General features: G+C 63.1%; 23 protein-coding genes. 4 read left to right on the plus strand and 19 right to left on the minus strand.

All coding sequences use genetic code 11. The features are described 5' to 3' along the window. Positions 1-92 precede the first annotated feature (92 nt). From pssA to C7C56_RS12445, 5 genes are all read right to left on the minus strand, one after another. Positions 93-968 (minus strand): CDP-diacylglycerol--serine O-phosphatidyltransferase, encoded by an 876-nt coding sequence (pssA, locus tag C7C56_RS12425; protein ID WP_106757705.1) that lies wholly within the window; start codon positions 966-968, stop codon positions 93-95. Between the two features lie 109 nt (positions 969-1,077). After that, positions 1,078-1,833 (minus strand): SIMPL domain-containing protein, encoded by a 756-nt coding sequence (locus C7C56_RS12430; protein ID WP_106757706.1) that lies wholly within the window; start codon positions 1,831-1,833, stop codon positions 1,078-1,080. 442 nt (positions 1,834-2,275) lie between these two features. Continuing rightward, positions 2,276-3,292 (minus strand): ketol-acid reductoisomerase, encoded by a 1,017-nt coding sequence (gene ilvC / locus C7C56_RS12435; RefSeq protein WP_106757744.1) that lies wholly within the window; start codon positions 3,290-3,292, stop codon positions 2,276-2,278. Between the two features lie 57 nt (positions 3,293-3,349). Then, a complete protein-coding gene (gene ilvN, locus C7C56_RS12440) occupies positions 3,350-3,841 on the minus strand; it encodes an acetolactate synthase small subunit (RefSeq protein ID WP_106757707.1) in 492 nt (163 codons plus the stop codon). Next, a complete protein-coding gene (locus tag C7C56_RS12445) occupies positions 3,841-5,568 on the minus strand; it encodes an acetolactate synthase 3 catalytic subunit (protein ID WP_106757708.1) in 1,728 nt (575 codons plus the stop codon). Before C7C56_RS12445 ends, ilvN begins: the two co-directional genes overlap by 1 nt. Before the next feature lie 504 nt (positions 5,569-6,072). On the opposite strand from C7C56_RS12445, the gene C7C56_RS12450 reads away from it, so the two are divergent. Genes C7C56_RS12450 through C7C56_RS12465 form a run of 4 tightly spaced genes read left to right on the plus strand, consistent with a single transcriptional unit; the run spans position 6,073 to position 8,330 of the window. Then, positions 6,073-6,642, plus strand: a complete 570-nt coding sequence (locus C7C56_RS12450; RefSeq protein WP_106757709.1) for an RNA polymerase sigma factor — start codon at positions 6,073-6,075, stop codon at positions 6,640-6,642. Next, complete coding sequence (locus tag C7C56_RS12455; protein WP_106757710.1) at positions 6,639-7,043, plus strand: DUF3619 family protein; 405 nt, start codon at positions 6,639-6,641, stop codon at positions 7,041-7,043. Before C7C56_RS12450 ends, C7C56_RS12455 begins: the two co-directional genes overlap by 4 nt. 2 nt (positions 7,044-7,045) lie before the next feature. Next, entirely contained in the window at positions 7,046-7,786 is a 741-nt protein-coding gene (locus C7C56_RS29845; RefSeq protein ID WP_181373149.1) for a DUF3106 domain-containing protein, read from the plus strand. Beyond that, entirely contained in the window at positions 7,776-8,330 is a 555-nt protein-coding gene (locus C7C56_RS12465; protein WP_106757711.1) for an RDD family protein, read from the plus strand. Before C7C56_RS29845 ends, C7C56_RS12465 begins: the two co-directional genes overlap by 11 nt. Before the next feature lie 43 nt (positions 8,331-8,373). Here the strand turns inward: C7C56_RS12465 and C7C56_RS12470 are convergent, their stop codons facing one another. The 14 genes from C7C56_RS12470 to C7C56_RS12535 all read right to left on the minus strand — a co-directional run bounded on the left by C7C56_RS12470 (position 8,374) and on the right by C7C56_RS12535 (position 20,512). Further along, the gene (locus C7C56_RS12470) at positions 8,374-9,537 is read right to left on the minus strand and encodes a beta propeller repeat protein (protein ID WP_146204453.1); all 1,164 of its coding nucleotides are present in this window, start codon (positions 9,535-9,537) and stop codon (positions 8,374-8,376) included. Positions 9,538-9,639: 102 nt separating this feature from the next. Continuing rightward, positions 9,640-9,924: a hypothetical protein gene (locus C7C56_RS12475; RefSeq protein WP_106757713.1), complete on the minus strand. Its 285-nt coding sequence runs from the start codon at positions 9,922-9,924 to the stop codon at positions 9,640-9,642. 150 nt (positions 9,925-10,074) lie between these two features. Then, positions 10,075-10,809: an rRNA pseudouridine synthase gene (locus C7C56_RS29850; protein WP_106757714.1), complete on the minus strand. Its 735-nt coding sequence runs from the start codon at positions 10,807-10,809 to the stop codon at positions 10,075-10,077. Next, entirely contained in the window at positions 10,806-11,846 is a 1,041-nt protein-coding gene (ltaE, locus tag C7C56_RS12485; RefSeq protein ID WP_106757715.1) for a low-specificity L-threonine aldolase, read from the minus strand. The genes C7C56_RS29850 and ltaE overlap by 4 nt, the downstream gene beginning before the upstream one ends. A gap of 20 nt (positions 11,847-11,866) precedes the next feature. After that, a complete protein-coding gene (locus tag C7C56_RS12490; protein WP_106757716.1) occupies positions 11,867-12,772 on the minus strand; it encodes a class I SAM-dependent methyltransferase in 906 nt (301 codons plus the stop codon). Next, on the minus strand, positions 12,759-12,953 hold the full coding sequence (gene iscX, locus C7C56_RS12495) for a Fe-S cluster assembly protein IscX (protein ID WP_106757717.1): 195 nt from the start codon (positions 12,951-12,953) through the stop codon (positions 12,759-12,761). The genes C7C56_RS12490 and iscX overlap by 14 nt, the downstream gene beginning before the upstream one ends. Before the next feature lie 11 nt (positions 12,954-12,964). Then, positions 12,965-13,303, minus strand: a complete 339-nt coding sequence (gene fdx / locus C7C56_RS12500) for an ISC system 2Fe-2S type ferredoxin (protein WP_106757718.1) — start codon at positions 13,301-13,303, stop codon at positions 12,965-12,967. A 43-nt stretch (positions 13,304-13,346) separates the two neighbouring features. Next, entirely contained in the window at positions 13,347-15,248 is a 1,902-nt protein-coding gene (hscA, locus tag C7C56_RS12505) for a Fe-S protein assembly chaperone HscA (RefSeq protein WP_106757719.1), read from the minus strand. A 342-nt stretch (positions 15,249-15,590) separates the two neighbouring features. After that, positions 15,591-16,106, minus strand: a complete 516-nt coding sequence (hscB, locus tag C7C56_RS12510; protein WP_106757720.1) for a Fe-S protein assembly co-chaperone HscB — start codon at positions 16,104-16,106, stop codon at positions 15,591-15,593. A 10-nt stretch (positions 16,107-16,116) separates the two neighbouring features. Beyond that, on the minus strand, positions 16,117-16,440 hold the full coding sequence (gene iscA / locus C7C56_RS12515; protein ID WP_106757721.1) for an iron-sulfur cluster assembly protein IscA: 324 nt from the start codon (positions 16,438-16,440) through the stop codon (positions 16,117-16,119). 13 nt (positions 16,441-16,453) lie between these two features. Further along, on the minus strand, positions 16,454-16,846 hold the full coding sequence (iscU, locus tag C7C56_RS12520; RefSeq protein ID WP_106757722.1) for a Fe-S cluster assembly scaffold IscU: 393 nt from the start codon (positions 16,844-16,846) through the stop codon (positions 16,454-16,456). A 30-nt stretch (positions 16,847-16,876) separates the two neighbouring features. After that, complete coding sequence (locus C7C56_RS12525) at positions 16,877-18,133, minus strand: IscS subfamily cysteine desulfurase (protein ID WP_106757723.1); 1,257 nt, start codon at positions 18,131-18,133, stop codon at positions 16,877-16,879. 17 nt (positions 18,134-18,150) lie between these two features. Continuing rightward, a complete protein-coding gene (iscR, locus tag C7C56_RS12530; RefSeq protein ID WP_106757745.1) occupies positions 18,151-18,633 on the minus strand; it encodes a Fe-S cluster assembly transcriptional regulator IscR in 483 nt (160 codons plus the stop codon). 190 nt (positions 18,634-18,823) lie between these two features. After that, positions 18,824-20,512 (minus strand): ShlB/FhaC/HecB family hemolysin secretion/activation protein, encoded by a 1,689-nt coding sequence (locus tag C7C56_RS12535; RefSeq protein ID WP_106757724.1) that lies wholly within the window; start codon positions 20,510-20,512, stop codon positions 18,824-18,826. Between the last annotated feature and the right edge of the window lie 7 nt (positions 20,513-20,519).

Here is a 20,519-nt window from a genome sequence, read left to right on the forward strand (position 1 = left end):
CTATTGAAACACACGCGAAACACACGCGAAACACACGCAAGACACGCGCAAGACACGCGCAAACCCCGCCGCCATCGAACTACCTCGATTGGTCAGCGGCGCTCGCTTTGATCGACCGGTTCGTCGTCGGTCTGCACGATACTGACCGGCATGCCCTTCGCAAGGCGCCAGAAGTAGACCGCGTAACCGGACAAACCGTATAAAACAAACACGGGCATGAGCACCATCGAGGGCGCGCTGGCCACGATCGCGAACGCGAGCACGATCAGGAACACGACGATGAACGGCACCGATTTGCGGAAATTGACATCCTTAAAACTATAGAACGGCACGTTGGTGACCATGGTCAGGCCGGCGAACAACGCGATGCCGAACGAGATCCAGGCCAGGCTGCGCCCGGTCTGGCCAAATTCGGTCATGAGCAAAATGAAACCGGCCACCATGCCGGCCGCCGCCGGGCTGGGCAGGCCCTGGAAGAACCGTTTGTCGACCACTTCGATGTTGGTGTTGAAGCGCGCCAGGCGCAGCGCGGCGCCGGCGCAATAAACGAAGGCGGCGACCCAGCCGAGCTTGCCCATGCCGCTGAGCGACCATTCGTAGATCACCAGCGCCGGCGCGGCGCCGAACGAGACCATGTCGGACAGGCTGTCGTACTGGGCCCCGAATTCGGATTGGGTGTTGGTCAGGCGCGCGATGCGGCCGTCGAGCGCGTCGAGGATCATGGCCACGAAAATGGCCCACGCGGCGTGTTCGAAGCGCAACCCCATGGCGCTGACGATGGCGTAGAAACCGCAAAACAGGGCCGCCGTGGTGAACGCGTTGGGCAGCAGGTAGATGCCGCGCCGCGGACGCTTGGCCACGCCGGCCGTTTCGGACGCGCGGCGCCCGAACTTGCTAAAGCGTGCGAATTTGGGCGTTTTGGCGGCCTGCGGGTTGGCGGGCTTGCGGCGGCGTGGGAAGGTGGCCATGGATTTCCGTTTCGAGTAATTTAATCGCTGCCGCGGCGGCCCCGGGTCGGGCCCGCCGCTTGACCGTCCATTATAGTGGGCAGACAGTCAACTTAGCGAAACGATGTACTTACTTGAACTTCACCTTTCCCACGAGGCGCATCTGCAGCGTGGTCTCGCCGGGCTCGAAGCTCGGTTCGGCGACCTGCTCGGGGCCGCCGCCACGCTTGCTCATCATCATGGCGCCGACCGCGCCTTCGCTCTGCGGACCGGCGTAATTGCCCGAGCCTTCGAAATCGACCGTGTCGAGCACGGCGTCGGACACCTTGCGGCCCATCGCCGCGGCGATCGAGCCGATCCGCTCGTTGAGGTTGCGGTAGGTGGCGGCGATGCGCTGGTCGTCGACCTTTTTGAGCGTGGCCGGGCTCAGGCCGAATTGCAGGCCGTTAAGACCGAGCACGCTCTGGGCGGCGGCCACCGTTTTCGGCAGCGCGTTCAAATTTTGTGTTTTCACTTCGAGGTACTGGCCGACGCGCCAGCCGGTGGGCAGGCGCTTGGCGGGCATGCTGCCGTCGGGCATGGGGCGCTCCTCCGGGTAGACCGGGTAGGTGTAGTAGCCCTGCGTCTTGAGGATGGCCTGGGGGTCCTGCTTGCGGACGATCTCGGTGCCCTGCTTCATCTTCTGGTTGACGCGCGAGGCGGCGGCGGCCTTGTCCTTGTCGAATTCCTCGACCATGAAGGTCGCGACGGCCTCGTCGTTGGGGTGCGTCACCTCGCCGAAGGCGGGGACGATGACGAGGGTGCCGGTGGTCGGCAGCAGGTTCTGCGCCTGCACCTGCGCGGCCAGCGCGAGGGCGGCCAGGATCATGAATTTTGATGGTGCCATTGTGGTTCTCCGAAGGTTAACAGACGGCAATGGGGCATGCCGCCCCATTTTGCTTGTCCAAACCAGCACCTTACCCGTATTTCAACTTTGACCGCGCTGCTGTAATGAAAAGTTGCAATTGAATACAACTTCCCGCAAAACGGCACCGCTCGGGCAAAAGCCGAGTCGCGCTCCAGGAACAGTCTGCGATCCATGAAAACACCCGTCATTCCTGCCATTGGCAGAAATGACTCCCCGGGCTCGGCGCCCCCCTTAGCGGAGACCCATGCTGAGCCGGTCTTGACGCGCCGTTCAACCCTTTAGGCCACGTTACAAATTTGCAGATGGCGCGTGACTGCATGCTCAGCATGGATTCCCGCCAAGGGGGCGCCGAGCCCGGGAACGACGGGGGAGTGAGGCGGCTCCGGCGATACAGTTGTCGCCGCCGGACCGCACCACGTATTTAGTTCTTCGACTGATCGACCAGCTTGTTCTTGGCGATCCAAGGCATCATCGCACGCAGCTTGGCGCCGACTTCCTCGATCTGGTGCTCGGACGTGAGGCGGCGGCGCGAGATCAGGGTCGGGGCGCCGGCCTTGTTCTCGAGGATGAAGCTCTTCGCGTATTCACCGGTCTGGATGTCCTTGAGGCACTGGCGCATCGCGTTCTTGGTGTCTTCGGTCACGATCTTCGGGCCCGTCACGTACTCGCCGTACTCGGCGTTGTTGGAGATCGAATAGTTCATGTTGGCGATGCCGCCCTCGTAGATCAGGTCGACGATCAGCTTGAGCTCGTGCAGGCACTCGAAATAGGCCATCTCGGGCGCGTAACCGGCTTCGGTCAGGGTCTCGAAACCAGCCTTGATCAGTTCGACGGCGCCGCCGCACAATACCGCCTGCTCGCCGAACAGGTCGGTCTCGGTCTCTTCGCGGAAGTTGGTCTCGATGATGCCGGCGCGGCCGCCGCCGTTGGCCATGGCATACGACATCGCGATGTCGCGCGCCGAGCCGGACTTGTCCTGGTAGACCGCGATCAGGTGCGGCACGCCGCCGCCGTTGGCGTAGGTGCCGCGCACGGTGTGGCCCGGCGCCTTGGGGGCGACCATGATGACGTCGAGGTCGGCGCGCGGCACGACCTGGCCGTAGTGCACGTTAAAGCCGTGCGCGAACGCGAGCACCGCGCCCTGCTTGGCGAACGGGGCGATGTTCTCGTTGTAGACCTGGGCGATGCTCTCGTCGGGCAGCAAGATCATGATGATGTCGGCGGCCTTGACCGCGTCGTTGACTTCGGCCACCTTGAGGCCGGCCTGTTCGACCTTGGTCCACGAGGCGCCGCCCTTGCGCAGGCCGACCGTGACGTTGACGCCCGAATCGTTCAGGTTTTGCGCGTGCGCGTGGCCTTGCGAGCCGTAGCCGATAATGGCAACGTTTTTGCCCTTGACGAGGGAGAGGTCGCAGTCTTTGTCGTAAAAAACATTCATGGTCATATTCCTAGTTTTATTTATTCAATTGTTTGGGATTGTGCCGTCGGCACGGTCTTACACTTTGAGGATGCGTTCGCCGCGGCCGATGCCGGAGCCGCCGGTGCGCACCGTTTCGAGGATCGAGGCGCGGTCGATGGAGTCGATGAACGCGTCGAGCTTGCCCTTGTTGCCGGTCAGCTCGATCGTGTAGGTCTTCTCCGTGACGTCGATGACGCGGCCGCGGAAGATGTCCGCGGTGCGCTTCATTTCCTCGCGCTCCTTGCCGACCGCGCGCACCTTGATGAGCATGAGCTCGCGTTCGATGTGGGCGCCCTCGGTCAGGTCGACCACCTTGACCACCTCGATCAGGCGGTTCAGGTGCTTGGTGATCTGCTCGATGATGTCGTCCGAGCCGCTGGTGACGATGGTCATGCGCGACAGGGTCGCGTCCTCGGTCGGCGCCACCGTCAGCGTCTCGATATTGTAGCCGCGGGCCGAGAACAGGCCGACCACGCGCGAGAGCGCGCCGGCTTCGTTTTCCAGCAGGACTGAGATGATATGGCGCATTACAAGTCCTCCGATCCGAGCAGCATTTCGGACAAGCCCTTGCCGGCCTTGACCATGGGCCAGACGTTTTCGGACTGGTCGGTGATGAAGTTCATGAACACCAGGCGGTCCTTCATGTCGAACGCCTCCTTGAGCGCGCCGTCGACGTCACCGGGTTTTTCGATCTTCATGCCGACGTGGCCGAACGATTCGGCCAGCTTCGAGAAGTCCGGCAGCGAGTCCATGTACGACTCCGAATAGCGCGAGCCGTAGTCGATCTGCTGCCACTGGCGCACCATGCCGAGGAAACGGTTGTTGAGCAGGATGATCTTCGGCGTCAAATGGTATTGCTTGCAGGTGGCAAGCTCCTGGATGCACATCTGGATCGAGCCCTCGCCCGTGATGCAGGCCACGGTCGCGTCGGGGTTGGCCATCTGCACGCCCATGGCGTACGGCAGGCCCACGCCCATGGTGCCCAGGCCGCCCGAATTGATCCAGCGGCGCGGCTTGTCGAAACCATAGTACTGGGCCGCCCACATCTGGTGCTGGCCGACGTCGGAGGTGATGAAGGCGTCGCCCTTGGTCAGCTCCCAGACCTTCTGGACCACCGATTGCGGCTTGATCACGAGGCTTGAATCCTGGAATTTGAGGCATTCGCGGCCGCGCCATTCGTTGATCTGTTTCCACCAGTCCTTGACGGCCGGCGCGTTCGGCTTGGCCTCGCTGGCGTCGAGCTGGGCCAGGAATTCGACCAGCACGTCCTTGACGTTGCCCACGATCGGGATGTCGACCTTGACCCGTTTCGAGATCGAGGACGGGTCGATGTCGACGTGGATGATCTTGCGCGGATGCGAGGCGAAGTGCTTGGGGTTGCCGATCACGCGGTCGTCGAAGCGGGCGCCGATGGCGATCAGGACGTCGCAATGCTGCATCGCCATGTTCGCTTCGTAGGTGCCGTGCATGCCGGGCATGCCAACATAGTTCTCGCTCGAGGCGCGGTAGCCGCCCAACCCCATCAGGGTGTTGGTGCACGGGAAACCGAGACGGTCGACCAAGCGGTTGAGCTCGGGCGAAGCGTTGGCGAGGATGACCCCGCCGCCGGTGTAGATCATCGGGCGTTCGGCCTGCAGCAGCAGTTGCACGGCCTTGCGGATCTGGCCCGAATGGCCCTTGTCGACCGGCTTGTACGAGCGCATCTCGATATCCTTGGGATAGTCGTAGAAGCACTTGTGCATGCTGATGTCTTTGGGGATGTCGACCAGCACCGGGCCGGGACGGCCGGTGCGCGCGATGAAGAACGCCTTCTTGATCGTCAGCGCGAGGTCCTTGACATCCTTGACGAGGAAATTGTGCTTGACCACGGGCCGCGTGATGCCGACCGTGTCGCATTCCTGGAATGCATCCTGGCCGATCGCGTGGCTCGGCACCTGGCCGGAGATGACGACCATCGGGATCGAATCCATGTACGCGGTCGACAGGCCGGTGACGGCGTTGGTCACGCCCGGACCCGAGGTCACGAGGGCGACGCCGACCGTGTTCGAGCTGCGCGAATAGGCATCGGCCGCATGCACGGCCGCCTGCTCGTGGCGTACGAGGACGTGTTGGAATTTGTCTTGCTTGAAGATGGCGTCGTAGATATAGAGGACCGCACCGCCCGGATAGCCAAAGACGTGTTTGACGCCCTCCTCGGCCAGGCAACGCACTAATATCTCAGCGCCCGTGATGGGAACTGCTGCTTCGTTACTCATGATACATTCCTTTCAAGACCCATTGGGAGGTGATCGGATGTTCTTTCCTAACGAAATACGCGTTACGCAACAGTGGCTCAGGCTCCCCTTTTTCTGCGGTGACGCCGATCTTTCACGTACCCATAGATACGTTACGAAACGACGCTGAACGCAACTCGTTCGGCTTGAGTTTCTGTTGGCGGTTGTGCGGATCTCTCGCGCTTGTGGCGCGGGTTAGAACAAACTGCCTACATATGAAAGCGCGTCATGCCGATGCCTGCGTTGTGTGCCGGTGGCGACCTGACCATAAAGCTTCGGGGTGGCAAAGCGTTCTCCACCTTACTGCGTCGCACCATTTTGGTCAAGGGCTATCGGGTCCCGCCGGGCCGTTTTAGGTCCCTGAACCCCAAATATCCTGCGGAAAGCGGCAATTTTTGCTAGGATGCGTCAGTTTTCCAAAATGCCATTGCGAGCTTAAAGAAACGAAACTTGATCGACCCAGGGCCTCAAACCATCCCCGACCGCATGGCGACAGACAAAGAACTATCCGATTTCCTCGAGCACGTTGAGCGCCGCGCTTTCAAGCAGGCCGTCTACGCCGTGCGAAAGGACGAGTCCGCCCTGGACATCGTGCAGGACGCCATGATCAAGCTCGCCGAGAAATACGGCGACAAGCCGGCGGCGGAACTGCCGATGTTGTTCCAGCGCATCCTGCAAAATACGATACTCGATTACTTTCGACGCGAGAAGGTGCGCAACACCTGGGTCAGCCTTTTCTCGGCAATGGGCAAGCGCGTCGAAGGGAACGACGATTTTGATATACTCGAAGCCTATGAGGCGGAACATGGATCTGCGGCGGCAGAATCGAGCGCGGACCTCGCCGAGCGCATGCAGACCCTGACAATCATCGATGCCCAGGTACAAAAACTGCCCGCGCGTCAACGAGAAGCGTTCCTTATGCGTTACCTACACGATATGGACGTGGCCGAAACAGCCGAAGCGATGGGATGTTCCGAAGGCAGTGTCAAAACGCACTGCTCGCGCGCAACGCATACGCTCGCCGATTCGCTGAAAGCCTTGGGAATTACATTATGAATACCGACGACATCAATTTCGCGTACAAGGTGCGCCACGCGCTCAACGAGAAACTCGACGATCTGCCCGCATCGACAACCGATCGGCTCGCTTCGGCCCGCAAACTGGCCCTATCGCGCAAAAAGGCACAGACGCCTGCGCGCCTGGCCCGGCTCTCGCTGGCCGCCAAGCTCCTAAGCAACTATTCGTTACCTTCGCTGGGCGGACGCATCGGCGTCGCCGTTCCCCTGCTCGCCCTCGTGGTCGGCCTGGCCGGCGTGTTCGAGGTCGAGGAGCAACGCCGCGGCCTCGAACTGGCCGAACTCGAAGCCGGCGTGTTGTCCGACGAACTCCCGCTGACCGCCTACCTCGACGACGGATTTAACGCCTACCTCGCCGAGGGCGCCGAGCGCGCCCAATAAGGATGGCCGGCATCGACATCCGTTCCCGCCTGCAGGCCTGCCTGGCCGCGCTTTCAGCGCTTTCAGTGTTGTCGCTGGCGGCGCCGCCCGCCACCGCGCAACAAGTTGGCGATCGCGCCGTCGCGGCCCAGGCGCCCCTGCTGGTGCCGGCCGCCCCCGCCAAGACTTGGAGCGAGTTGACTCCAGCGCAACGTGTTGCATTGAAGCCGCTCGCGGGCCAGTGGGACAGGATGGAGGGCGCGCGCCGCGACAAATGGCTCGGCATCGCCAACCGTTTTGCGACCATGACGCCGGCGGAGCAACGCCGCATGCACGCGCGCATGCGTGAATGGAGCAGGCTGTCTCCCGAAGAGCGCCGTGTTGTGCGCCAGAATTACACGCGCTCGAAGCAGATCGCCCCGAACAGCAAGTCGGCCAAGTGGGAACAGTACCAGCAGCTGTCCGCCGAGCAAAAGAGAAAACTCGCCGCCAACGCTGCGGCTGCCAAGCACAAACTCGCCAAGCCGGCCGCCATAGAGCCGCCCAGGCCCGAGCCGCCCAAGCCCAAGGCCGCGGCGCAGGCCGCGACAGCGGTGCCGCCGGCGCCGGCGCGCTTGCCCGAGGCCGCCTGCCCGGCCGGCACGATAAAGAATCCGGCAGCGCCGCTGCCGGCCTGTGTGCCGGCGCCAGTCGCCCCGACGCCGACGCTTACCACCACCCTCCCTCCGGCTACGCCGGCTGCTCCCGCACCACATGCAAAATAGTTCTTCGCCTGCGACAACAAGCCTGCCAACACCGACCCTGAAACGCCGCCTGATCGCCATGGTGTACGAGGCCTTCCTTTTGACCGCGGTGGAGTTCTTCGGCGTCCTGCTTTATCTGCTGATCGCGCGATTCGTGTTTGGCGCGCAGGATACGAAGGCGGACGCCTTCCAGCATGGCTTGTCGATGTGGATATTCCTGATCGCGGCCGCCTACTTCATCCATTGCTGGGTCGACAGCGGACACACGCTGGCCATGAAGACCTGGCGCATCAAACTGGTCAAGCCGGGGTTTGCGAGGATGCCCCCGCGCGTGGCCCTGGGCAGGTTTTTGCTCGCCTGCGGCTGGTTTCTGCCGGCGGCAATACTCATCTATGCTTTGAAACCAACAGGCAAGGCCGAAGTGTTCGGCTTGTTTGCGATCAATCTGGCCGCGTGGGCCATGACGGCCTTCCTCGACAAGGACCGCCAGTTCCTGCATGACAAATTGATGGGGACGCGGCTGATTCAGATGGCCGCGCCGGCCAAGCAGAAGGCGAAAGCGTAGAACGCCATTTCCGGCTGGCCCCGGCGTCAGCCCGGGCAAGCGTCTACGGCTTCTTATTCGCGGCGCCATCTGCGCGTCGATCGGAGGTGCTGTATTCAACTTCCCAGTTTTTTCCGCCATCGGCCGAATGGATGATCGAGAAAACCCTATCGACGCCGAAATTCAAAGCGACAAGACCGCCCGATTTCAGGGGCGACATCAATCTGCCGGAACGCCCCTCATTCGTCCACGTCTTTCCCTCGTCCTTGCTGACATGGGCCTCGGATAGACTGCCGCCGCTGACATGCATGGTGCCGTCCCATGAGTGCATGATGGGCACGGTGCCGTCCGCTCCGCGCATGATGGGAAACGGGGTGGATTTGAACGGCAGCGCCGCCGGCACCCAGCTTTGCGCATCGTCTTTCGAGAAGTACACCGTGGCGAGCGCTTTTGAAAAACCGCCTCTAGGCGCAGTGAGCGCGCCCAAGGTGCCGTTCGGGCTGTGGATGATCACTGCGATGCGCTCGTTCTTCGGCGTCGCCCTTTCCGTCCACTCGCCGGTGGCAAAGTCCATGATATGGATAGGACCATTTGAGACGGTGTAGCCAAAGCCATTGTTGGTGCGCCACATCCAGATCGAACTGAAAGCGTTCCAGAGATCGCCTTTTTGCGTTTCCTTCCGCACGAAACGCCATTGGCCCGCTTCCAGCGTCCGGGAGTGCAGTAGGCTAAGCTCGTCCCCCTTCTCATGCAAAACAAACCAGCCCGCCTCGGCATTTCCCTCGATCCGCAGTAGATTGCCCATTGGCAGGTCTCCGCCATCGACGGGAAGCAGTTTGTCGATCCCGGGCGGCTTGCGCAAAATGGTGCCCAATTCCCCCACTGCCAGAAACTCCGCGTTCGGAAGCGAAACGGGGGTGACGCAAAGCAACGATTCGATGCCCTGCCCCCGCACCGCCCTCCATATCCCTTTGCTCGATCTGATGAGGACCGTGCCGAGGCGGCTCGCCGCAATCATCGTTCCGTCCGCCAGTTCGGTCAGACAGTCCGCTCCCAACGGGCGCGCAAGCGCATTTTCTTCGACAACATACCGGCCCTCTTCGGCGCCGTTCCAACCCGCCTCCACATCGCCCGAAAACAACTGCCGGTGCTGTGGGGAAAACTTCTCAATCAAGCTCAGGTTCGACTTCGCCTGCCGGCTGCGGCCGACAATGTCCTTCTTGTTCATGCGCGTAACGACCAGGCGCCCAAGGTCCACACCCTTGTTCGGATGAACGACGAATCTCCCGATCAAATCGGAATTGTCGCCCAGGCACAGTAACTTATGGGCCTAAAGGGTGGTGTCGCGCGTCAATCCTGGAGCGATCTGGCGTAGTACGAAATGCTCGACCCGCTGCCTAAATTCGGGGTCAATCCGGGTCACGGTGATCTCGTCGAAACCCATGATCTGGCTGAGGTTGGGCGTGACACTCACGACCACGGGGCTCTCGCGAGATCCACTACGCAGTTCCAGCGGATCGGTCGCGTCGTTGGTCGTGGCGCAAGCAGTAAGCATTGCAAGCGTACTTGCGCATAGCAGCATCCGGGCAATGCCTTGCCTTATCATCATTTTCATTTATTTAATAATTTTTCGAAAATGAAATAATATACGATGACGCCCTACTTCAGATGTGCCCGAACTAAAAACCACTAAATTGCCACCTGCAGACCGAGAACGAATAAAAAACGCCACGTAAAAAAGTGGCGTTTTCAATTCTGTCCCGAATTAGAAGCGTTCGTATTCGTGCAGGTAGCGCCACTGCCCGACCGGCAAACCGGCCATCGAGATGCGTCCCACGCGGATGCGCTTTATGCTCACCACGCTAAGCCCGACCATGCGGCACATATGCGTGATCTGGCCCGGCTTGACGCCCTTGAGCGCGAAACGCAGGCGCGTCTCGTTCTGCCAGCTCACCTTCATCGGCGCGATCTCCTTGCCGTTGAAGGTCAGGCCATGGTTGAGCGCGGCAAGGCCGCCCTCGCGGATCGCGCCGCCGACTTCGACGATGTACTCCTGCTCGACACGCTGGCCTTCGTCGACCAGTTTGCGCGCCACGCGGAAGTCCTGCGTGTAGATCACCAGGCCGCTGGCCTTGGTCTCGAGTGGCGACGTCAAGGTCAGGTTACTAAGGTGCCGCTTTAAAAAGCGTTGCTTGCCATGGTCGGCCAGCAGCAAGGTCTCTTGCGTGAGGCACTCGAGCGCGGGCGCGGCATCGGTGTCGACGCCGGCGCTAAAACCGGCCGGTTTGTGCAGCAAGATCGTCACCGGCACCAGTTCGATCAGCGTGGCGTCCGGATGGATCACCACGTCCTGCTCGTCGGCCACGCGGGCGCCCGCCTCCTCGACCACCACGCCGTCGACGCTGATCCAGCCGCCGGCGATGTATTTGTCGGCTTCGGCGCGCGAGCACGGAATCATCTCGGCCACGCGTTTGGCGAGGCGAATGGTGTTGTCGGTCATGTAGCTGCTTGCCAGTCTTTGAAAAAAGCCGTGAACACGGCGACGACGTGTTCGACGTCGGCCGCCGTGACGCCAAGGTGGGTGACCAAACGCGTGTGCTTGCCGACCGTCGCCTTGATGTCCGCCTGCGTGAGCGCGGCGCGCAAGGCGTCGACGGCCGCTTCCGGCACGTCGACATAGAAGATGTTGGTTTGCGGCGTGGCGACCTTGATCTGGGCGATCTGCGCGAGGCCCTGCGCGAGCGCGGCGGCGTTGGCGTGGTCGTCGGCGAGCCGTTCGACATTGTGTTCGAGCGCGTGCTGGCCCGCAGCCGCCAGCAGGCCGGCCTGGCGCATGCCACCCCCGAGCATCTTGCGCCAGCGCTTGCCCTGCTCGATGAACGCGCGCGGACCGCACAGCAACGAGCCGACCGGCGCGCCGAGGCCTTTGGACAGGCACACCGAGACCGTGTCGAAACCGGCGGTGGCCGCGCGCAGGCTGATGCCCTGCTTGACCGCCGCGTTGCAGATGCGGGCGCCGTCGAGGTGGGTGGCCAGGCCGCGCGCATGCGCGAGCGAGGTGGCCGCGGCCATGTATTCGGCGCCGAGCACGCGCCCGCCGATCGTGTTTTCCAGCGCCAGCAAGCGCGAACGCGCGAAGTGCATGTCGTCGGGCTTGATGTAGGCGGCGATGTCGGCCAGCGCGATGCTGCCGTCGGGCTGGTTGGCTATCGGTTGCGGCTGGATGCTGCCCAGCACCGCGGCGCCGCCGCCTTCGTATTTGTAGGTGTGGGCCTCCTGCCCGACCAGGTATTCGTCGCCGCGCGCGCAATGGACCAGCAGCGCGATCAGGTTGGTCTGGGTGCCCGAAGGCGCGAACAGGGCCGCCTCGTAGCCGAACAGCTCGGCCGCGTAGTCCTGCAGCCGGTTCACGCTCGGGTCGTCGCCGTAGACGTCGTCGCCCACGCCGGCGCCGTGCATCGCCGCGCGCATCGCGGGGCCGGGCAGCGTCACGGTGTCGCTGCGCAGGTCAATCCAGGGTTTGGTCGTCTGGTTCATAGGTATCGATTCGGTTGCGGTCAGTGCGGGGCCATGGCGTCGGCCTCGGCCAGTTTGCCGGTATAGAAGCGCTGCCCCATTTCTTCGAGGCCCAGCGTGACCAGCACCTCTTGCAGGCGCTCGCTCGGACGCTTGCGCGGCAGGTTTTTATAGGACGCGATGATCAGTTCGTTCTTCATCGAGTGCTCCCAGCCCACCAGCTCGGTCACGTTGACCTGGTAGCCGTGCGCCTCGAGCTGCAGGCAGCGCAGCACGTTGGTGATCTGGCTGCCGAATTCGCGCGTGTGCAGCGGGTGGCGCCAGATCTCGGTCAACGCGCTCTTGCCGAGGTCCTTGCCCTTGTTCTTCTTGAGCACGGAGGCGACTTCGGCCTGGCAGCACGGCACCAGCACCATGAAGCGCGCGCGCTTTTTGAGGGCGAAGTCGATCGCGTCGTCGGTCGCCGTGTTGCAGGCGTGGAGCGCGGTGACGATGTCGATCCGCTTTGGCAGCTGGGTCGATTCGGTCGATTCGGCGACCGACAGGTTCAGGAACGACATGCCGGGGAAGTCGAGCTTTTTGGCCAGCTCGGTCGACTTTTGGACCAGCTCTTCGCGCGTCTCGATGCCGTAGATGCGCGAGCCGTCGCCACGTCCCTTGAAGAACAGGTCGTACAAAATGAAGCCGAGGTAGGACTTGCCGGCGCCATGGTCGACCAGCGAGATGTCGGCGTGGTCCTGCTGGATTTCGCGCAGCAGCGGTTCGATGAACTGGTACAGGTGGTAGACCTGTTTGAGCTTGCGCCGGCTGTCCTGGTTGAGTTTGCCGTCGCGCGTGAGGATGTGCAGTTCCTGCAGCAGCGCGACCGACTGGCCGGGCCGAATTTCGGGAGCCAGCGCCGGCGCCTCGGGCGCGGCGCCCTTCTTGCCCTGGTCAGCGCGCTTCATCGATCCACGCCGCCTGGATCGCTTCGAGCACCTTTTCGCCGCCGCGGGTGCGGTCGTCGTCGAAGCCGTCGAGTTCGACGACCCAGTTGTGCAGGTCGACGAAGCGCACGGTGGCCGGATCGACCTCGGGCAGCTTGTCGTACAGGGCCTCGGCGATCGCCGAAATATCACTCCATTTCATGGCGGCTCCGATCAATGGTTTTCGCTGGCGTGGTTGATCGTGTACTTGGGCAGCTCGATGACCAGGTCGGCCTGGCCCAGCTTGGCCTGGCACGACAGGCGCGACACGGCCTCGAGGCCCCAGGCCTTGTCGAGCTGGTCTTCCTCGTCCTCGTCGGCCTCGCTGAGCGAATCGAAGCCCTCGCGCACCAGCACGTGGCAGGTGGTGCAGGCGCACGATTTTTCGCAGGCGTGCTCGATGTTGATGTCGTTGGCCAGCATCACGTCGCACAGCGACTGTCCGGCGGGCGCTTCGATCACCGCGCCTTCGGGGCACAGTACTGGGTGGGGCAGGAATACGATTTGCGGCACTTTGATTTCCTCTGGATTTGTTCGGGGCTGCTTTCGGGGCTGCCTATACCTGGTCGAGCCGTTTGCCGGCCAGCGCGCTGCGCACGCTCTGGTCCATGCGGCGCGAGGCGAATTCTTCGGTGCCCTGGGCCAGCGCCTCGACCGCGGCGTGCAAGGCGGCCTGGTTGGCGGCAGGGTCAACGCCGGCCCCGGGCGCGGTTTCGTTCGAGCGCGCGAGGGCTTCGCGCACACCGGCCATCAGGGTGTCGATGTCGGCGCGCTCCTCGTCGCTGAGCAAGGCGGCGTCGCCATCGAGCGCCGCTTGCGTTGCGAGCAAAATGCGCTCGGCCTCGACCTGCTCTTCGCGCTGGGCGCGCAGCGCCATGTCGACTTCGGCCGAGGTGTACGAGTCCTGCAGCATGCGTGCCACTTCGTCGTCGGCCAGGCCGTACGAGGGCTTGACCGTGATCGACGCCTCCACGCCGGAGCGCGTTTCGCGCGCCGACACCGACAGTAGGCCGTCGGCGTCGACCTGGTAGGTGATGCGGATGCGGGCGGCGCCGGCGGCCATCGGCGGAATGCCGCGCAGCTCGAAGCGCGCCAGCGAGCGGCAGTCCGACACCAGTTCGCGCTCGCCCTGCAGCACGTGCACGGCCAGCGCGGTCTGGCCGTCTTTAAAGGTAGTGAACTCCTGCGCGCGGGCGCACGGGATGGTCGAATTGCGCGGAATGATTTTTTCCACCAGGCCGCCCATGGTCTCGATGCCGAGCGAGAGCGGGATCACGTCGAGCAGCAGCCAGTCGTCGCCGGCGGCGCGGTTGCCGGCCAGCAGATTGGCCTGGATCGCCGCACCCAGCGCGACCACCTTGTCGGGGTCGATGTTGGCGTGCGGGATGGTCTTGAAGAATTCGGTGACCGCGCGGCGCACGTGCGGCATGCGCGTGGCGCCGCCGACCATGACCACGCCGTCGACGTCCTCGACCGACACGGCCGCGTCGCGCATGGCCTTTTTAATCGCGGTCATGGTCTTGTTGACGAGGTGCTTGGTGATCTCGGCGAAGGTCTCGGCGCTGATTTTGAGGTGCACCATCTCGCCGGAATTCAAAATGGCGTCGATGACGGTGTCGGCGTTGGTCGAGAGCAGTTCCTTGGCCTGGCGCGCCTTGACCATGAGCGTGGCCGTGTCTTCGTGCGAGAGCGGAGCCAGTTTGGCGTGCTCGCAGATCCAGCAGAACAGGCGATGGTCGAAGTCGTCGCCGCCGAGCGCGGAGTCGCCGCCCGTGGACAGCACTTCGAACACGCCCTTGGAGAGCTTGAGGATTGAGATGTCGAAGGTGCCGCCGCCAAGGTCGTAGACCGCGAACACGCCTTCGGAGCCATGGTCGAGGCCATACGCGATGGCGGCGGCGGTGGGCTCGCTCAAGAGGCGCAGCACGTTCAGGCCGGCCAGCTGGGCCGCGTCCTTGGTGGCCTGGCGCTGGGCGTCGTCGAAGTAGGCGGGCACCGTGATGACGGCGCCCACGAGTTCGTCGCCGAGCGAGTCTTCGGCGCGCTGGCGCAGCGTGGCCAGGATCTGGGCAGAGATCTCGACCGGGCTTTTTACGCCCGCGACGGTTTTGATCTGGACCATGCCGGGGGCATCCTGAAAATCGTAGGGCAGGTTCTCGGCGTGGGCGATGTCGGCCAGGCCGCGGCCCATGAAGCGCTTGACCGAGACGATCGTGTTCTTCGGGTCGGTGGTCTGGTGCGGCTGGGCTTTGTGGCCGATGTGCGCGTGGCCGTTGGGCAGGTAGCGCACGATCGACGGCAGCAGCGGGCGGCCGTCCTCGTCGCTCAGCACTTCGGGAATGCCGCTGCGCACGGTCGCTACCAGCGAGTTGGTGGTGCCGAGGTCGATGCCCACCGCCAGACGGTGCTGGTGGGGCGCGGTCGACATGCCGGGTTCGGAGATTTGGAGAAGTGCCATATTAGCTTTGCCGATTTTCTTTTATTTTGTTAGCACGTCTTCCCCGCGCAGGCGGGGATCCATACTGAGGTCGCGCTTACGCGAACACCAATGCAATCACAACATGTCGTCCCCAGGCTCGGCGCCCCCTTTACCGGGGATCCATACTGAGCGAGCGTCAACGCGAAGTCGCCAACTACATAGCTGGCGTCGATGAATTTTCTGCTGATACTTGGCTGAAGATTCATCGTTTAAGTGGTCGCCACCTCAGCATGGGGGGAATCCAGGTAATGCCTGGATTCCCGCTTTCGCGGGAATGACGTGGGTAGGTTTTGCGGCGTTACAACACTGCTTAACGTGCCATCAACTTTCTAGCGCCTCGAAGGCGTAGTGGACTTCCTCGTTGAATTTTTCGAGGAACATCAGCGCGCGTACGCCTTGCGCCGCGTGCTCGAAGTCGCCGCTATCGATCTGCTCACCGATTGCCGTCAAACGATTCTTGCGCTCCAGCTTGACCTGCTCGTCGAGCGCCTCCAACGCGTCCGCGTCCTTCGCCGCGCGCGCATCGCCAAGCTCGTCGCGCCACTCCATCTGCTGCATCAGGAAGGCCATCGGCATCGCCGAGTTCGACTCCGTCTGCAAATCGACGCCATTGAGTTCGCACAGGTACTGGGCGCGCTTTTGCGGGTTGCGCAGGGTCTGGTAGGCCTCGTTGGCGCGCGTCGCCCACTGCATCGCGACGCGCTTCTCGGCGTCGGTCGCGTTGATGAAGCGGTCCGGGTGCACGCGCCCCTGCACGTCGCGGTAGGCGCAATCGAGCGCGTTCATGTCGAGCGCGAACGTGGCCGGCAGCTGGAACAGGTCGAAGTGGTTTTGCATCCGACGCCGTTTAGATCCGGAAGCTCTCGCCGCAACCGCAGGCGTCTTTGACGTTCGGGTTGTTGAACCGAAAACCTTCGTTCAAACCCTCGCGCGCGAAATCGAGCTCGGTGCCGTCGATGTAAGGCAGGCTTTTCGGGTCGACAAAGACCTTCACGCCATGCGACTCGAAGACGCTGTCTTCGGTCGCCGCCTCGTCGACGTATTCGAGCTTGTAAGCCAAGCCCGAACAGCCCGTCGTGCGCACGCCAAAACGCAAGCCAACACCCTTGCCGCGACGTTCGATGTAGCGGTTGATGTGCTTGGCCGCTTTTTCGGTCAGTGTGATTGCCATGTGTTTCTCCAGCTTAGGCGACGGCGGCCGGGTGCTTGGTCTGGTAGTCCAACACGGCGGCCTTGATCGCGTCCTCTGCCAGGATCGAGCAGTGGATTTTGACCGGCGGCAGCGCCAGCTCTTCAGCGATCTGGGTGTTCTTGATCGCCAGCGCCTGGTCGAGCGTTTTGCCCTTGACCCATTCGGTCACGAGCGAGCTCGATGCGATGGCCGAACCGCAGCCGTAGGTCTTGAATTTAGCGTCCTCGATCAGGCCATCGGCGCCGACCTTGATCTGCAGCTTCATGACGTCGCCGCAGGCCGGCGCGCCGACCATGCCGGTGCCGATGGTGTCGTCGCCCTTGTCGAAGGCGCCGACGTTACGCGGATTTTCGTAGTGGTCCAACACTTTGTCTGAATAAGCCATTTTGGTGCTCCTGAAATAGGTGAATGCGGTTTAGTGGGCGGCCCATTGGATCGAGGCGATGTCGATCCCTTCCTTGAACATGTCCCACAGCGGCGACAGTTCGCGCAGCTTGTGTACTTTGGATTTGAGCAGGTCGATTGCGAAGTCGATGTCGGCTTCGGTGGAAAAACGGCCGATCGTGAAGCGGATCGAGCTGTGCGCCAGTTCGTCGCTGCGCCCGAGCGCGCGCAGCACGTACGACGGCTCCAGGCTGGCCGAGGTGCAGGCCGAACCGGACGACACGGCGATGTCTTTGATCGCCATGATCAGTGATTCGCCCTCGACGTAGTTGAAGCTCACGTTCAGGTTGTGCGGCACGCGGTGCTCCATGTCGCCGTTGACGTAGACCTCTTCGATCTCGAGCAGGCCCTTGGCGAGGCGGTCGCGCAGCGCCGTCACGCGCGCCAGTTCGCTGGCCATTTCTTCTTTGGCGATGCGGAAGGCCTCGCCCATGCCGGCGATCTGGTGCGTAGGCAGCGTGCCCGAACGCAGGCCGCGCTCGTGGCCGCCGCCGTGCATTTGCGCCTCGATGCGGATGCGCGGCTTGCGGCGCACGTACAACGCGCCGATGCCCTTGGGGCCGTAGGTCTTGTGGGCCGTGAAGGTCATCAGGTCGACCTTGCTCTTGGCGAGGTCGATCTCGACCTTGCCGGTCGCCTGCGCGGCGTCGCAATGGAACACGATGCCCTTCGCGCGGCACAGCTCGCCGATCGCGTCGATCGGCTGGATCACGCCGATCTCGTTGTTGACCAGCATGACCGAGACGAGGATGGTGTCGGGGCGGATCGCCGCCTCGAGCTGCTCGATCGTGATCAGGCCGTTGTCTTGCGGCGCGAGGTAGGTCGCCTCGAAGCCGACGCGCTCGAGCTCGCGCACGGTGTCGAGCACGGCCTTGTGCTCGGTTTTCACCGTGATGATGTGCTTGCCCTTGGTCTTGTAGAACTGGGCGGCGCCCTTGATCGCGAGGTTGTTGCTTTCGGTCGCGCCCGAGGTCCAGATGATCTCGCGCGGGTCGGCGCCGACGAGGGCGGCGACGTGGCCGCGCGCCTCTTCGACGGCCGCCTCGGCGGTCCAGCCGTACATGTGGCTGCGCGAGGCCGGATTGCCGAACTGCTCGCGCAGGAACGGAATCATCTTGTCGGCGACGCGCGGGTCGATCGGCGTCGTCGCCGAGTAATCCATGTAGATCGGGAAATGCGGTGCAGTCACGAAGGTCTGCTCGAGTTTTTTGTCCAAAGGCGCGTTCATCAGTTCACTCCATTACTTCAGTTTGGTTCGACGGCGGCGTGGTTGCGGTGCACCACCACGACGCTCTGTTCGGGATTCTTCAATTTTTGCTGGTCGACCAGGTCCTGCAGCGAGACCGAGTCGAGGTAATCGACCATTTTTTCGTTGAGCGTGGCCCACAGCTCGTGCGTCATGCAGCGCGCGCCGGTCAGCGGGTCGGCGCCGTGGCAATTGTCTTTGCCGCCGCACTGGGTCGCGTCGAGCGGCTCGTCGACGGCGATGATGATGTCGGCCACGGTGACCTGGTCGGCGCGGCGCGCCAGACTGTAGCCGCCGCCCGGGCCGCGGATCGATTCGACGATCTCATGGCGCCGCAACTTGCCGAACAATTGCTCAAGATACGACAGCGAGATGGCCTGGCGCTGGCTGATGCCCGAGAGCGTGACGGGGCCCTTGCCCTGGCGCAGGGCAAGATCGATCATCGCGGTTACAGCAAAACGGCCTTTGGTGGTCAGACGCATCACAACCTTCATCAGTGCTAAAATGTTGCCTCGTTTCAAACAAACAATCCTTGCGGTGGAAACACCGAAAGGCCTGATTAGTTGAACGATTTAGTCAAGTATAGCAAATCCAGCCGGCTTTGTCTTGGCGCCCCCTATTTCCGGCGGCGCCGCCCCCCTTCCCTTGCTTGTCCAAACGAACGCCCCCGCGTCAAAACTCGTAGGAGACTCGTCCGGTAAGGCGCAGTTTGCTTTGATCTGGCAACACTTCCTTCAGCGCATAGCCGAGCGTGATGTTGGCCCGCATCGCCTTGCCCGATTGCAAATCCAAACCGGCCCCGATCGACTGCACGCGCTGATTCGGCACATCGCGGATGCGCACCCCGCCCACGTCGGAGAACACAAAGGCGCTGAAATCATCGCTCAGGGTGCGGTGGAACTCGAGGTTGAACAGATAACCGTTATCGCCAGACACGGCCCCGACCTCGTAGCCGCGCACCGAGGCGACGCCGCCAAGTTGGAACAACAACGATGGCGGCAAGATGACCTGGTTCGTATTCTGGAGCGTCGCGCGCAGCGAGGCGAAATGTTTGTCGCCGAAATTTTCGACCAGGGTCCCCGCCAATTGGCGCACCGTGAAGCTGCGCTTTTCGGTGTTGACGGCCGTCGCCGTGGCGCGCGTGGCGGTCAGCGTCAGGTTCATGCTGCGTTGGCTCGACAGCGCGCTGACCGTGGCCCCGATCGTTTGATTCCGGATCACGCTATCGCTGAGCATTAAGCCGTCGATCAGGTTTTCACTCGCGGTCCGGCCGACCGAAGCGGCCAGATCGATCCAGACGCCGCCCCTGTGCCAAACCGGCTCGACGGCGGCGAGCTGGAACGATTTCGACCTGCCGGTGATCCCCAACGCGGCATAGGGGCCGGCCAGGACGTTGGTGGCGCTGTCGCTGTACGTCGCGCTGACATTGCCGCCGCGCCGGTTGAACGGCACCTTGTACGACACGTACCCCATGGTCGCGCCGCGCGAGCGCGTCACGTTCAGCGCCAGCCGGTCGCCGATGCCGGCCGGGCCGTTGAAGGTCGCGTCGACACCCAGCTGCTCGCGCCCGATGCTCTCGGATCCTTCGTTGTTGAGAAACCCGCGAACCTGGAAGCGCGCCGGTTCGCGCACCGTGAGCAGGATGTCGCTCAGGCCGAAACTGGCGCCCGGGCGCAGACTGGCCTCCATTTGCACCTCGCCGCCGCGGTTGAAGCGCTGCAAGCGGTCTTCGATGCGCTCCAGATCGAGCGTCTGTCCCTGCTGCCCCGACAACCAGCCCGCCACCCAGCCGGGCCTGGTGTAGGCGTTGCCGGCCACTTCGACCCGCCCCAGGCGCGCCTCGACCAACTCGATCTGCACCACGCCGCCCTCGATCTTCTGCGGCCGCAAAATGGCGCGCGCAGTGGTGACGCCGCGTTGGCGGTACAGTGCGTTGACCTCGGCGACGAGGTTCGACAGGTCGTTGAAATCGATCTTCTTGCCGACGTGGCGCGCGGCGAGCCCGGCGAGATCGGCCCCGCTCAGATAGGTGCTTGGTCCGAAGCGGATTTCGCGCAGCGTGAATTGGACGCCGGGCGTCATCGGCACGGCGGAGGGCGCGGGCTGTTCGTTGCGGATGACCGGCACCGGCGCTTCGACCGCCCGCACCGCTTGCTCCTGAATGCGACGCCGCTCAGTCTCCTGCCGCTGCAACGCCGCCGCATCGACCTGGTTGGGCGCCACCACCTGGGCGAAGGCCGCGGCGCCATGCATCAAGGCGATCGCGCCTGCGAGGCGGCGCAAGGTCCGTCCCGACGCGCCGGCACTGCGCGGGCGGTCGATGTTGTTACCGGCATCCGGCGTTTTCTTCGTTGTCTTCATCACTTGT

The organism is Massilia glaciei (assembly GCF_003011895.2).
GTDB lineage: Bacteria > Pseudomonadota > Gammaproteobacteria > Burkholderiales > Burkholderiaceae_D > Telluria_A > Telluria_A glaciei.

Excerpts from the sequence above, each read along its gene's own strand:
- iscR (WP_106757745.1), bottom strand. The coding sequence starts at position 18,633 with ATGCGTCTGACCACCAAAGGCCGTTTTGCTGTAACCGCGATGATCGAT.
- C7C56_RS12450 (WP_106757709.1), top strand. The coding sequence starts at position 6,073 with ATGGCGACAGACAAAGAACTATCCGATTTCCTCGAGCACGTTGAGCGC.
- C7C56_RS12455 (WP_106757710.1), top strand. The coding sequence starts at position 6,639 with ATGAATACCGACGACATCAATTTCGCGTACAAGGTGCGCCACGCGCTC.
- C7C56_RS29845 (WP_181373149.1), top strand. The coding sequence starts at position 7,046 with ATGGCCGGCATCGACATCCGTTCCCGCCTGCAGGCCTGCCTGGCCGCG.
- C7C56_RS12525 (WP_106757723.1), bottom strand. The coding sequence starts at position 18,133 with ATGAACGCGCCTTTGGACAAAAAACTCGAGCAGACCTTCGTGACTGCA.
- iscA (WP_106757721.1), bottom strand. The coding sequence starts at position 16,440 with ATGGCAATCACACTGACCGAAAAAGCGGCCAAGCACATCAACCGCTAC.
- iscX (WP_106757717.1), bottom strand. The coding sequence starts at position 12,953 with ATGAAATGGAGTGATATTTCGGCGATCGCCGAGGCCCTGTACGACAAG.
- C7C56_RS12445 (WP_106757708.1), bottom strand. The coding sequence starts at position 5,568 with ATGAGTAACGAAGCAGCAGTTCCCATCACGGGCGCTGAGATATTAGTG.
- pssA (WP_106757705.1), bottom strand. The coding sequence starts at position 968 with ATGGCCACCTTCCCACGCCGCCGCAAGCCCGCCAACCCGCAGGCCGCC.
- ilvN (WP_106757707.1), bottom strand. The coding sequence starts at position 3,841 with ATGCGCCATATCATCTCAGTCCTGCTGGAAAACGAAGCCGGCGCGCTC.
- C7C56_RS12470 (WP_146204453.1), bottom strand. The coding sequence starts at position 9,537 with ATGAACAAGAAGGACATTGTCGGCCGCAGCCGGCAGGCGAAGTCGAAC.
- ilvC (WP_106757744.1), bottom strand. The coding sequence starts at position 3,292 with ATGAATGTTTTTTACGACAAAGACTGCGACCTCTCCCTCGTCAAGGGC.
- C7C56_RS12465 (WP_106757711.1), top strand. The coding sequence starts at position 7,776 with ATGCAAAATAGTTCTTCGCCTGCGACAACAAGCCTGCCAACACCGACC.
- C7C56_RS12490 (WP_106757716.1), bottom strand. The coding sequence starts at position 12,772 with ATGAAGCGCGCTGACCAGGGCAAGAAGGGCGCCGCGCCCGAGGCGCCG.
- C7C56_RS12535 (WP_106757724.1), bottom strand. The coding sequence starts at position 20,512 with ATGAAGACAACGAAGAAAACGCCGGATGCCGGTAACAACATCGACCGC.
- iscU (WP_106757722.1), bottom strand. The coding sequence starts at position 16,846 with ATGGCTTATTCAGACAAAGTGTTGGACCACTACGAAAATCCGCGTAAC.
- C7C56_RS12430 (WP_106757706.1), bottom strand. The coding sequence starts at position 1,833 with ATGGCACCATCAAAATTCATGATCCTGGCCGCCCTCGCGCTGGCCGCG.
- ltaE (WP_106757715.1), bottom strand. The coding sequence starts at position 11,846 with ATGAACCAGACGACCAAACCCTGGATTGACCTGCGCAGCGACACCGTG.
- C7C56_RS12475 (WP_106757713.1), bottom strand. The coding sequence starts at position 9,924 with ATGAAAATGATGATAAGGCAAGGCATTGCCCGGATGCTGCTATGCGCA.
- hscA (WP_106757719.1), bottom strand. The coding sequence starts at position 15,248 with ATGGCACTTCTCCAAATCTCCGAACCCGGCATGTCGACCGCGCCCCAC.
- hscB (WP_106757720.1), bottom strand. The coding sequence starts at position 16,106 with ATGCAAAACCACTTCGACCTGTTCCAGCTGCCGGCCACGTTCGCGCTC.
- C7C56_RS29850 (WP_106757714.1), bottom strand. The coding sequence starts at position 10,809 with ATGACCGACAACACCATTCGCCTCGCCAAACGCGTGGCCGAGATGATT.